Below are 12640 nucleotides of genomic sequence, written 5' to 3'. Positions count from 1 at the left end.
TATGATCTTAAATAGAATTACACTCGTTCTACTTCATTTTCTTTTTTATTCTTAAAAGGTCTTACTATAAGTCTTGCAGCTTTATCATAATTAATATAGTTATACGTCCAATTAAAAAACGTAACAAAACGATTTCTAAAACCGACTAAAAACCATAAGTGTATAAACATCCAAACAAACCAAGCGAAAAATCCTCCAAAACGGAATTTGCCTAAATCTACAACAGCTTTATTACGACCAATAGTAGCCATAGATCCCTTATCAAAATACTTAAAAGGAATCATTGGCATTCCTTTTAATTGCCTTTTAAGGTTCTTTACGAGATGATTTCCTTGTTGTATTGCTGGTTGGGCTACCATAGGATGTCCTTTTGGATATTCATCCGTTTGCATCAAAGCAATATCTCCAATAGCATATACATCATTATAACCTTCAATTTGATTATATTTATTTACCTTATATCTATTAGCTCTTGGTATAAGAGTATCTGCTTGCAAACCTTCTACAGGCGCACCAGTAACTCCTGCGGACCATATAAAAGTCGCGGTTTTTAAAGACAGGTCTGTATTGGTAGAAACTAAGTTTGATTCATAATTAGTTACCTGAGTATTGGTATGAATACGAACCCCCATTTTTGTGAGAAATTTAGAGGCTTTTTCTGAAGCATTTGTGCTCATAGGTGGTAAAACGCGATCTGCTCCTTCTATTAAATGAATTTCCATTTCACTAAAATCCATATCAGGGTAATCACGCGGAAGTACATTGAGCTGTAATTCTGCAATTCCTCCTGCTAATTCTACACCAGTGGGTCCTGCACCGGCTAATACAAAACGTAATAATTCTTTTCTCTTTTCTGGATCTGTAGTAATAACTGCCTGTTCTAGATTTTCTAACAATAAGCTTCTTAAATTCAATGCCTGCGGAAGATTTTTCATTCGCATCGCATTTTTTTCGATAGTTTCATTGCCAAAGAAATTAGTTCGCGCTCCAGTGGCAATAACTAAATAATCATAAGTAATACTACCTATGTTTGTATTTACTTTTTTTTCGTTAGGATCTATAGAGCTTACCTCAGTCATTCTAAAAAACGTGTTTTTTCCACGTTTTACAATTTTTCTTAAAGGATACGCAATAGAATCAGGTTCTAAAGATGAGGTAGAAACTTGATATAATAAAGGCTGAAATGTGTGATAATTGTGTCTATCTAATAGTACGAGTTGTACATCTTCTTTGACCATTTTTCTGGCCAATGCAACTCCTGCAAAACCACCTCCGATTATCACTAATCTTGGTAAATTAGTATAAGGAATGTTCATAAATAAAGTGTTGTTCTACAAAGATAAAATGATAATATCATATACCCTACAGAATATTTATTTTTGTTGTTTTTATGTGATAAACTACCTGATTATTAGTTTTTTATTGTTTGTTTTTATTAAAGGATATTTATAATATGTGTAAATTTTAGTTTTTAATGTGTAACGTATTTGTTTTATTACCTACTTATTAGGTGTAACTAACTGAAGTGAATAAAGAATTAGAACATAGTTTTGTAACTAATCTTGAGCAAAATCAAAATATTGTGCACAAGGTTTGTAGAATATATACGAATGATGCAGAATCACATAATGATTTGTTTCAGGAGATTACTATCCAGTTATGGAAGGCGTATCCGAAATTTAGAGGAGATTCTAAATTCAGTACTTGGATGTATAGAGTTTCTTTGAATACGGCCATTACGTTATATCGTAAATCAAAAAGAAGTATTAAGACTTCTGATTTTGATACCATGGATTTCAAAATTAAGGCTGAAGAATATGACGATGAAATAGAACAACAGCTTAAGTTAATGTACGCAGCGGTAAAACAATTAAATGATATTGAAAAAGCGTTAGTTTTTTTATATCTGGAAGACAAATCATATAAAGAAATTGCAGAGACTATGGGAATCTCTGAAGTAAATGCAAGAGTGAAAATGAATAGGGTGAAAACGAAGTTGAAAAAAATATTAAACCCATAAGCATGGATGAATTAGAATTATTAAAAAAAGACTGGAAGAATCAAGATGAAGCGCTTCCGAAGTTATCATATAATGAAATCTACAAGATGATATTGAAAAAATCATCTTCAATGGTAAAATGGATTTTTATCATAAGTGTTTTAGAATTTATTGTATGGTCATCAATAGATATTATAGTTAGATTAACTGGTCAATACGAAGAATTAGAGGTTCTTGGTTTAGAAGGCTTTTCAATGTTTACAACGATATTGTCATATGGGATATTACTATACTTTATGATCAGGTTTTATCTAAATTATAAAAATATCCAGACAACAGATTCAGCAGCTGTTTTGATGAAAAATATTCTAAATACAAGAAAGACAGTAAAACAGTATGTATGGATTAATATAAGTTTTCTTGCGATAACGACATTGGTTGTAATCACATATATGGCATTTTATACAGATGCTTATACTAGTAAATCAACAGATCAAGAAGTTCCAATGTATCTTATTATAGTTACTTCTGTAATAGTATTGGCCATTTTTATAGGGCTCTTAGCACTGTTATATCGATTGATTTATGGCATACTGACTAGAAAGTTAAAAAAGAATTATAAAGAACTTCAGAAATTAGAAGTATAAACAACAAATAAAAAATCCTGATTTAATCAGGATTTTTTATTTGTTTTCGTTAAATGCAGAAGGTAATAACTGAGGAATAAATTTTATTAATAGTGGTAATAATAAACTACCGCCAGGAAGAATAAAAATAGCAAGAGAAGGAATTGTTTTGCAAACATCTAGTAATTGCTGTTTCATTTGTTGTTTTTCCTCTTTGGATAAATCTCTAACCGCCGATTGTCCTAATAAAATCATTAAGTCTTTACTTTCAGAAATTTCCTTAATTAATCTTTTCTTATTTCTAAGTATTAAGATACTTACAGTTCTCGAGGTTTGTTTATAGAAGTGGTGAGCAGGATTAGAATAATTAAAAAAAGATATTTCCTCTTTATAGTCTTTTACAAATGATTGCACGGAATGTAGGGATTCTTTAACCCATTGATTTGGCAATATAAGTTCTGCTCCTAATGCACGCATAAAATCTTGTTCTCCTAAATCAATTTCTTTATCATTCCAAACAGCCAAACTTGTTAGATCTAGAATATATCTTTTCTCTAATTCATCAGTATACGTATCTAAATCTATTTGATCAAAACTAGCATCTTCATCAGTATTTACCTTGGTGTATCTTACAGAAGAAGCAAAAAGCTTAACTAGTAACTCATAGTAATCATCTTTTTCTATTTTCGAATTTAGAGCAAGAAAAACAATATTTGTTAATGTTTCTTCTAGAGAAGCAGCGTACTCAATGGGGTTTATATCATGAATCAAAAAATGCTCAAAAGCTAGAACATCAATAAACAATAAGGCATTTGTTAGTAAATGACTAAAATTCTTTTTGAAAATAGATTCATTCGTCTGAATCCTAGTATTAATTATTTTTTCTAGTTTCTCACTTTTACTAGTTGTCAATGCATTGACAAAGGAAAAAAAAGATTTTTTGGTATCTAAGTATTCATAAAACTCTATTAAAGCTTTAATACAGTCTTTAGAATCTCCATTATCGATAGTATCATAATACGTAACTACCAAAGCAGTAAAAAGATTTATCTTAGTTTTCTCTTCTTCTGAGTATGTGATTTCCGAATCATATGACAAAGCTATTTCTACAGAAGTACCATATATAAAACCTACCTTCCTTAGTTCTGGATATAATTCATCTAGTGATGATAAAGAAAGAGAATCTATATCAAAATCTCTCAGAAATTTATCTATCCAACCAGCTGTTGATGGGTTCATAGGTTTGTAGGTTTAGCACAAAGGTAAATTTATTTTTCATCTAACGGCATTCAACGATAATCTAGATCTATAAATTAATAGTTAACAAATTTTTAACACACTTGAGAAAACCGTGTTCTTTTTATCCTCGTATGTAATAGCGTAAACATTTAAAATTAAATAAAATGAACAAGATTAGAAAAACAAATTTATTTATTCTAGGTGGTCTCTTTAGCCTAGGAGCAGTTTTTATGGCAGCAGATCATATAGATGCTCCAGCAGTTGTAGGAAGTACCGCTGACATTACGGATCTGTATGCTTTTGAAGGAGCAAATCCGGATAACACGGTGTTTGTAGCAAATGTTCAAGGGTTGTTAGCTCCAGGAAGCTCGGCAACTTTTGATGAAAACGTACTAGTAGAAATTAACATCGACAATAATGGCGATCTGTTAGAAGATCTAGTGATACAAGCTATACCTAGAGATGGTGTGATGTATTTTTTTGGCCCTTATCAACCTTCACAGACTGGTTTGAATAGTACTATTGATGATGATACACAATACTTAGGTCAAGTTGCAATAAGTACAGGGTCTAATTCCACTACATCAGAAGCAAATGGAATTTCTTATTTCGCAGGTTTAAGAGAAGATCCTTTCTTTTTTGACTCCAATCAGTTTAATGCCATTATTGGCGGAATGGCTTCTGGAGGATTTAATAACCCTGGTAATGATGATTTTGATGGAACTAATGTATTATCGATAGTCGTAGAAGTGCCTAACTCACTTTTAGGAGGGACATTTAGCCACCCAGCAGGAACAGGAGTTGAAGTATTTAATACTTGGGCAGAAGCAAAAAGAAAACAATAATCAAGAATTTTAAAATAATAGATATTATGAAACTAAATAAATTAAAAAATATATCGGTTGCTTTAATCATACTAGTTGGATTAGCAAGCTGTAGTAATGATGACGATGTGGTCGTAGTTAATCCACCTGTAGTTTTGGATTTCTCCGGAACCTTTGCGCAAGAAGATCAAATGGGACGTCCCGGTATTAATACGGTTTTTAGTGCAACACCTGATATAGAGAATAGCTTTAATGTAACGATCCCTTCAGAACAAGGAGCAAACTTTCAATCATTATTCGAAACTCAATTAGCAGGGCTGCATAATGCATTTGGAGCAACTTATGAGAACAATATTTTAGGATTAGACATTACAACCCTAACTACGGTTTTAGCATCAGATGTATTACAAGTCGCTCCAGGAGTACCAACAACTTATTTTGATGGGACTAACGTATTAACTGGAAGAAATCTTACAGATGATGTGATTGATGTATCGTTAATCTTATTATTTGGTGGACAAACAGGAGATCGATTTAATGGACAAGATTTAGATAATGATGGAACTCCAGATTTACCAATACTTGTTACTGATGGAGTTAGTAATTCAGGGGAGACACCTTCAGATACATTTCCATACTTAGAGTCCCCACACGGTTCTTAAGTAAAACCAGATTCTTTGCTGTCAAGCTGAGCCTCTCTGTAGCTAAATCAGCCCTCAAATGATTTTGTATACCTTAATAAAGGTCAATATAGTAGGCTCAGAATGATGGTTTAAACTCAAAAAAAAAAACAAATGAAAATATCAAATAGCATCATAGTTCTCTTAATAGGAATACTTATTGTTTCCTGTAAAAAAGAAGAAGCAACTATTACGAATCCAGAAGATTATGCGGTATATTTTGCTGAACAGAATAATCAAACAACAAAAGAAACTAAAGAAAAGCTTCAATTTTGGAATTCTAGAATAAAAGCAGACAGTCTTCAGATTACAGCTTTAGCACCAGCTGCAACTGCATATACAGAACTATTTCATTCTACTGGAGATATAGCTTATCTTAAATTAGCTGAGAAAGCATTAACAAAATCTGTAGATGTAGCAGCAATTGGAAAATCAGGGTATCTTTTAGCATTAGCGCATAATTATATATCCCAACATAGATTTATTGAAGCAAAAGAAGCAGCACAAGGTGCTTATCTTTTAAAAACAAATAGTAAGGCGACAGAAATGGTCCTGTTTGATATATCTATGGAGCTAGGAGAATATGAAAATGCGGAGAAGTATTTACAAAAAATAACAAATCAAAGTGATTATAATTTTCTAATTCGTTTAGCTAAATGGAATGATTATAAAGGTAATTTGGATGCCACTATTAGGAATATGGAAAAGGCATTGAAAATTGCAGAGAGTAGTAAAAACAAAGGGTTGCAATTATGGTCCTATACCAATTTAGCGGATTACTATGGTCATGCTGGTAGAATAGAAGAGTCTTATGATCATTATTTAAAAGCTTTAGCAATTGATCCTTCTAATGCATATGCAAAAAAAGGTATTGCGTGGATTATATATTCTTATGAGCATAAACCAGAAGAAGCGTTAAAAATTCTTGATGCGGTTATGTCTGATTATCAAAGCCCGGACTATTTTTTATTAAAAGCAGAGATAGCAGAATTTCATAAAAATGATACTGTCAAAAAAATCAATCTAATAAAATATTATAATTCAGTTAAAGATAATAAATACGGTGCTATGTATAATACGCATACGGCACTGTTCCTTGCAGAAGAATATGGTGAGTATGATAAAGCATTAGCTATAGCTGAAGAAGAAATACAGAACCGTCCAACACCACAATCTTATGATTTAAAGGCATATATATTAAATTTAAAAGGAGATCATAAAGAAGCATTGTCGATTGCTGAGAATTATATAGTTAATAAGACATTTGAACCTGTAGCGAATCTTCATATTGCTCAGATTTATAAAGCAAATAATTTATCAGAAAAAGTAAGTCCAATAATTGAAGAATTGATGGAAAGTAGTTATGAGTTAGGACCTGTTATTTCTAAGGAATTAATGAATCTGTAAAAATTACTTTCTTTTAAATTATTAAAAAATACCATGAAAAATATACTTGTGATATTCTCGCTGATATTCGGCTTACACACTTACGCTCAAAATCAAACTTTAAAAGGAAAAGTTGTTGATGCATTTGATACGGCTCTTTCCGAAGCGTATGTATATAATAATCATGCTGAGAGCCATACCCACACTTTAGAAAATGGAACTTTTTTACTTTCTAAAGTAGCAATTGATGATACATTAACCATACGCTTATTAGGTTTTGAAACGAAAAACTTAATTATTAAACAAGTCGATTTTGATAACGGAATTGAAATAATGTTAGAAAGTAAAATTTTTCAGTTGGATGAGTTGATCTTAAAACAGGAGATTAATCCATTACAGCTGATTAATAAAATAGATATGAAAGTAAATCCGGTAAGCTCTTCTCAAGAATTGTTACAAAAAGTCCCAGGCCTATTTATAGGTCAACATGCAGGTGGTGGTAAGGCAGAACAGATTTTCTTAAGAGGGTTTGACGTTGATCATGGGACAGATATTTCAATTTCTGTAGATGGTATGCCAGTGAATATGGTATCTCATTCCCATGGACAAGGATATGCAGATTTACATTTTATTATTCCTGAAACTATTGATAAAATACGTTTTGGAAAAGGATCTTACACGGCTGATCAGGGAAACTTTAATACAGCTGGATATGTAGCATTTAAAACAAAAGAAAGTTTTACTAATAATAAAATTAAAGTAGAAGCAGGAGATTTCAATACTATACGTACAGTTGGCTTATTTAATCTTTTAGATGCTTCCGCTAAAGAAAATGCCACATTAGCATTAGAATATCTAGAGAGTGATGGTCCTTTTGATTCGCCTCAGAATTTTAATAGAATTAATGTAGTTGGGAAATATACTAAGGAGTTATCAGATAATAAAAAAATATCAGCCACAGCTTCACATTTTACAAGTCGTTGGGATGCTTCTGGACAAATACCAAATAGGGCAGTAGCGCAAGGTGTTATCTCGAGATTTGGAGCTGTTGATGATACAGAAGGTGGGATAACATCTAGAACAAACTTTAATCTGGCATACGATACGTTTATTGCAGAAAACTCGACGTTTAGAACCAATGTGTTTTATACAATGTATGATTTCGAATTATATTCTAATTTCACTTTTTTCCTTAATGATCCTGTAAATGGAGATCAAATTAGACAAAAAGAAAGCAGAAAATTGTTTGGTTTTAATAGTGTTTTTAGTTCTAGAAAATATTGGGATCAGGTAGAGTTAGAATTAAATGGTGGAATCGGATTGCGGAATGATGCGATTGATGATAATGAATTATCCAGAACAGCTAATAGGAATGAAACCCTCGAACGTGTAAGTTTAGGAGATGTAAATGAAACAAATGCATATGCTTTTGCAGATGTTACTTTTGATTTCGGGAAGCTAAAAATAACACCTGCTGTTCGTTTGGATTATTTTAAATATGTCTATGAGGATGCATTATTGGCTCCTTTTACTGTTCTATCTGAGACAAAATCTATTATATCACCTAAAATGAGAATTTCTTACGATCCAACCGATAACTTACATTTTTTTGCAAAATCAGGAATTGGATTTCACGGTAATGACACTAGAGTAGTAACTGCCCGAAATGGAGAAGAAATTTTACCTAATTCATATGGTATAGATTTTGGAATGAATTGGAAACCTTTCTCAAAAGTATTTTTGAATACGACACTTTGGTATTTAGGATTGCAACAAGAGTTTGTATATGTGGGTGATGAAGGAGTAGTTGAACCTAGTGGGAAAACTAGAAGAACCGGAATTGATATTAGTGGAAGATATCAAGTAAATGATTGGTTGTTTTTAGACTCGGATGCGACCTACGCATATGCCAGAAGTATAGAAGAGCAAAATGGTAATGATTATATTCCTTTAGCTCCAAAATTTACTGCTGCAGGAGGAATAAGCATAGAGAGTTTACATAATTTCTCTGGCGGGATACGTTTCAGGTATTTAGGAGATCGCCCGGCAACAGGAGATAATGATATCCAAGCAAAAGGATATACTGTGATCGACATGGCATTAAATTATCGATGGAAGCAATTTGATTTTTCATTAAGTGTTGAGAATTTACTTGATACAGAATGGAACGAAACACAATTTGCTACAGAATCTATGTTAGCAAACGAAACTCAATCAGAAGAAGAAATTCACTTTACACCTGGCACACCATTTTTTGCAAAAGCAGGAATAACATATAGGTTTTAGAATATAATGATGAATAGAATAAAGTATCGAAAAGATAATTGAGTTAATTGGTTTTGTTTTTTGATGTTGTTAGTAAGAGCTTGTTTATAGGGGAAACAGGCTCTTTCTTCTTAGTATGGATATATTGGTGAAATATTCTTAATATTACTTATATAAAAATGGTTACGAATTATTTAAAAAACTGATATAATAATGAAAGTACATATAGAAACAGAACGATTAATTATAAGAGATCTAGAGGAATATGATGTACAAGGAATTTTTGAACTTGATTCGGACCCTGAAGTTCATGAGTTTTTAGGAAAAAAACCTATAAAAACAATTGAAGAAGCAAGACAAGTAATAAAATTTATAAGAACTCAATATAAAGAAAATGGAATTGGACGTTGGGCAATTATTGATAAGGAAACTGAAGATTTTATTGGTTGGACTGGATTAAAATATGAACAAGATTTACGAAAAGAATTTAATTATTATGATTTAGGTTATAGACTTAGAAAAAAATACTGGGGAATTGGAATTGCAACGGAAACAGCAATAGAATCGCTCAAATATGGATTCGAAAAACTTGACCTAAAAGAGATTGGTGCTGCCGCAGATATAAATCATCTGGCATCAAATAATATATTAAAGAAAATCGGTTTAACATTTGTCGACAGATTTGATTATGAAGGAGTATCTCATAATTGGTATAAAATTAAAAAAACGGAATGGATAAAGAATAAGTAAAGAGATGATAATAAGAATATCATGTTTAGATCTTATCTAATTAATTTATTGAAAATGGGAAGCGCGTTTACAATTAAGCATATCTTTGGTTGTAATGTTTCCATAAATCAGACAATCAAAACTATCTAATGAAGAGACCTACAATAATCATCTATAGTTTTATCTTTTTATCCTTGGCACTTAATTCGTGTAATTTTATAAGTAGTAATAAGGAAGGTAATTCTGAGAACATAGATAATACGGAAGAAGATAATAGACCTTATTTTGAAGGTGAAATTAAACTATCAGAATCTAGAGGACTTTATGGCGATTTAACAAAAGTGCATACTACTTATTTTATATCAGAGTATAAGATAAAAAGAGAGCAAAGATGGGGAGGTGTTTATAGTGTATTGGATAATTATGCAGGTATCATTATTGATTTAAAAAAAGACAGTGTAGTAATGTATTATGCTGATAAATTCAGTGACAAAAGAAATAAACATACACTTAGTATTAAAGATTATAAATCGCAGCTAGAAAATAAAGTGATGCCAAGTGGTATACCATCTCCTGTGGATCATACTTTTAAACTATTACCGGCTTACAGATTGATTGAGCAAATAAAAGATTCTACGATAATTAAGGAGTTTAGTTGTGATTTTACACGATATCATGATGATACGGATTTTCTAAAACAAGATATATTCGATTCTAAAGAAATAAAGGTAAAACGGGAATTATTAGATATGGTTTTTTTAAATCTTCCTGATGAGATTAATTTCCCTTTAAAATCAGATGTAAAAACCACCTTTTCTGAAATTAGTAATGATTCGATAATAAAAGGAAAACAAACGAAGGCTATTGATCAGTTAGCAAGAAACATATTACGTAAAAAAGATTCTACGATTAAAAAAGAAACAGATTTAGAAAAATTATCTAAAAATAAATGGCTCAATATGGGACTACAAATTCTTAAAAAAGGAGTAGATCTGAACATTCATATAACTACAGATGTTTCAGAGTTTTCTATTAGAGCATTATCAAAAATAGATATTTCTATACCATCTGGAGATTTTGATGAAATTTCAGATTTTGATGAGTTTCTAAACACGCTTCCTACGGGTGGAGGTGGAGATTTTGATGATTAAAACTTAACTTATAGGAGATAAAGTCATAGAATATATACTATATCCTATGATTCATACTGAGAATGATAGGATATAGTATGTTATTGAATTTTTATGGTGTATTCACTGTTTTAGTTTCATTTAAGGCCTGTATAGCTTGATATACGTGACTCAGGTCTGTTGGTTTTAATCCAGGTGTTTTAGAATTAGAATGACAGGAAAAACAACTACCATATTCACTGTATGCAGCTCCGTTTTGGGCATAGGTTTCCATTGTACTATTAGCTAATTGACTTGTTCCAATAGCAACTCCATTAGTTGTTAAGGTTTCGGAATAACTTTTTCCGGTTGGTGCTGCACCATCATTTGTCCAAGTAGCGCCAATAAAGATATAATTTTTACGCATATCTCCACTCGTTAATTGTCCTAGAACACTATTATTGGTAGATATGATTTGACTATTAGAGGCTGCGACTGATTTATTTTCAGGGTTTGGAACGCCAGCATTTGCAACTCCCCAAGGTTTTGTCATCTTAGTATTACTAGGAGTAATGGTTTGTGTTGGACTTGTTTTTGTGTTTGCAATGATATCTCCTTTATCATAAGTCATATGAGATTTATTGTAGGTGCCACTCGCACTATTACTATTTAGTAACCAATCATTTCCAGTATCAGCTGCAACAGCAATAGTGGCTGGTGGAGTAGCATTGTTTACGTATTCATAGGTTAAATTTGGAGCATTACTAACATGCTCGAAAGTTGCCCAAACCATTTCTGGGTGCCCTGAGGTACTACCTACAATATGTATTCCTACAAGAGCAAGTTTTGCTGTTTTAGTTCCATTTGGTGTCCATTTTGTATCTGTTTTAGTATATGTTGGGATGATAGCATCCATAGTGATATACGTACCAATATCTGATTTAGAAATACTATCAGCCTCTACCCAAGATGTTTTGATTTCGATGGCCAGGGTTTCAGGATCTTTTAATGTTACTCCTTGACTTTTAGCAAATGCTGTAATACTATCTAAGGTAGTTTGGGTTGTGGGAAACTCATTGTCATAAAGCTTTCCTGTTTTGGCACCTGTCAAAAATTGAGCATATACATCATTAACCATAGTAATATAATATAAAAGAGATCCATTTTGTGCTAATAACACATCATCAGTCGCTTGACCTTCTTCAGTATCAATTAAAGGATCATTTTTTTGAGTGTTTGCAACTGCACTAATCAATTGTCCTGGTACATGAGGAATTAATGTTCTTTCTTTATCTACAACTGGAGAAACTGTATAAAAAGCAGGTGTTTCTATTACAGTACCATTGCTATAATCACCTTGTTTTACTGGAGATGTCATCCAAAGAAACATTCGTTCAGACCATTTATAAAAATCGCAATTGTTTAGGTGTTTAAAGGTTACACTATTGGCAGGCGTTACAATACCGTTTTTGGAAACACTATTAGTTTTAAACCAAGATTCAAAACTAGAAGCATCTACTACACAAGATTGTAAAACATCAGAGGGAAGTTTAGAGTTTACTGGAGTTACTGCTGCGATCAATGTCTCGGTATTTTCATTTGGTGAGTCTGTAGTATATTCTTTTTTTTCTTTTTTATTACAAGAAATAATTATAGCTACCATTATAAGTAGTAGTACTACATTGCTAAAAGATGATTTTTTCATTTGTTAGTTATTTAGTTAGTATTTGCTTAGGCAAAATATTATAATCGAATAGACTAAAATTACCCCAAAAAAAATAAC

Annotated in this window: 11 protein-coding genes; 8 read left to right on the top strand and 3 right to left on the bottom strand. The window is 31.7% G+C overall.

The genetic code is table 11. The features are described 5' to 3' along the window. Positions 1 to 17 precede the first annotated feature (17 nt). Positions 18 to 1316: an NAD(P)/FAD-dependent oxidoreductase gene (locus H526_RS0106010; protein ID WP_027392161.1), complete on the bottom strand. Its 1299-nt coding sequence runs from the start codon at positions 1314 to 1316 to the stop codon at positions 18 to 20. A 209-nt stretch (positions 1317 to 1525) separates the two neighbouring features. Here H526_RS0106010 and H526_RS0106005 point away from each other — a divergent pair, with 209 nt between their 5' ends. Further along, positions 1526 to 2020, top strand: coding sequence for an RNA polymerase sigma factor (locus H526_RS0106005; protein WP_027392160.1), 495 nt, complete (start codon positions 1526 to 1528; stop codon positions 2018 to 2020). 2 nt (positions 2021 to 2022) lie between these two features. Then, a complete protein-coding gene (locus H526_RS0106000; protein ID WP_027392159.1) occupies positions 2023 to 2646 on the top strand; it encodes a hypothetical protein in 624 nt (207 codons plus the stop codon). 36 nt (positions 2647 to 2682) lie between these two features. Here the strand turns inward: H526_RS0106000 and H526_RS0105995 are convergent, their stop codons facing one another. Continuing rightward, positions 2683 to 3864 (bottom strand): LETM1-related biofilm-associated protein, encoded by a 1182-nt coding sequence (locus H526_RS0105995; protein WP_027392158.1) that lies wholly within the window; start codon positions 3862 to 3864, stop codon positions 2683 to 2685. Positions 3865 to 4037: 173 nt separating this feature from the next. Between H526_RS0105995 and H526_RS32465 the strand changes: the two genes are divergently transcribed. The 6 genes from H526_RS32465 (at position 4038) to H526_RS0105965 (ending at position 10899) form a co-directional block, all read left to right on the top strand. Then, the gene (locus H526_RS32465; protein WP_027392157.1) at positions 4038 to 4709 is read left to right on the top strand and encodes a DUF4331 family protein; all 672 of its coding nucleotides are present in this window, start codon (positions 4038 to 4040) and stop codon (positions 4707 to 4709) included. Between the two features lie 26 nt (positions 4710 to 4735). Further along, entirely contained in the window at positions 4736 to 5350 is a 615-nt protein-coding gene (locus tag H526_RS32460) for a DUF4331 family protein (protein ID WP_027392156.1), read from the top strand. 132 nt (positions 5351 to 5482) lie between these two features. Next, on the top strand, positions 5483 to 6775 hold the full coding sequence (locus H526_RS0105980) for a tetratricopeptide repeat protein (protein ID WP_027392155.1): 1293 nt from the start codon (positions 5483 to 5485) through the stop codon (positions 6773 to 6775). 33 nt (positions 6776 to 6808) lie between these two features. Next, entirely contained in the window at positions 6809 to 9040 is a 2232-nt protein-coding gene (locus tag H526_RS0105975) for a TonB-dependent receptor (protein WP_027392154.1), read from the top strand. A gap of 192 nt (positions 9041 to 9232) precedes the next feature. After that, on the top strand, positions 9233 to 9769 hold the full coding sequence (locus H526_RS0105970) for a GNAT family N-acetyltransferase (RefSeq protein WP_027392153.1): 537 nt from the start codon (positions 9233 to 9235) through the stop codon (positions 9767 to 9769). A gap of 128 nt (positions 9770 to 9897) precedes the next feature. Further along, on the top strand, positions 9898 to 10899 hold the full coding sequence (locus H526_RS0105965) for a hypothetical protein (protein ID WP_027392152.1): 1002 nt from the start codon (positions 9898 to 9900) through the stop codon (positions 10897 to 10899). 91 nt (positions 10900 to 10990) lie between these two features. Here H526_RS0105965 and H526_RS0105960 read toward each other — a convergent pair whose 3' ends face one another. Beyond that, entirely contained in the window at positions 10991 to 12562 is a 1572-nt protein-coding gene (locus H526_RS0105960) for a hypothetical protein (protein ID WP_155839629.1), read from the bottom strand. Between the last annotated feature and the right edge of the window lie 78 nt (positions 12563 to 12640).

It is taken from the genome of Aquimarina latercula DSM 2041, assembly GCF_000430645.1.
Classification (GTDB): Bacteria; Bacteroidota; Bacteroidia; order Flavobacteriales; family Flavobacteriaceae; genus Aquimarina; species Aquimarina latercula.
This window is presented reverse-complemented; position numbering and strand designations above follow the sequence as displayed.

What these genes read in the sequence shown, in the direction of transcription:
- H526_RS0105965 (WP_027392152.1), top strand. Translation starts at nt 9,898, where the DNA reads ATGAAGAGACCTACAATAATCATCTATAGTTTTATCTTTTTATCCTTG.
- H526_RS0106010 (WP_027392161.1), bottom strand. Translation starts at nt 1,316, where the DNA reads ATGAACATTCCTTATACTAATTTACCAAGATTAGTGATAATCGGAGGT.
- H526_RS0106000 (WP_027392159.1), top strand. Translation starts at nt 2,023, where the DNA reads ATGGATGAATTAGAATTATTAAAAAAAGACTGGAAGAATCAAGATGAA.
- H526_RS0105970 (WP_027392153.1), top strand. Translation starts at nt 9,233, where the DNA reads ATGAAAGTACATATAGAAACAGAACGATTAATTATAAGAGATCTAGAG.
- H526_RS0105960 (WP_155839629.1), bottom strand. Translation starts at nt 12,562, where the DNA reads ATGAAAAAATCATCTTTTAGCAATGTAGTACTACTACTTATAATGGTA.
- H526_RS32460 (WP_027392156.1), top strand. Translation starts at nt 4,736, where the DNA reads ATGAAACTAAATAAATTAAAAAATATATCGGTTGCTTTAATCATACTA.
- H526_RS0105980 (WP_027392155.1), top strand. Translation starts at nt 5,483, where the DNA reads ATGAAAATATCAAATAGCATCATAGTTCTCTTAATAGGAATACTTATT.
- H526_RS0105975 (WP_027392154.1), top strand. Translation starts at nt 6,809, where the DNA reads ATGAAAAATATACTTGTGATATTCTCGCTGATATTCGGCTTACACACT.
- H526_RS0105995 (WP_027392158.1), bottom strand. Translation starts at nt 3,864, where the DNA reads ATGAACCCATCAACAGCTGGTTGGATAGATAAATTTCTGAGAGATTTT.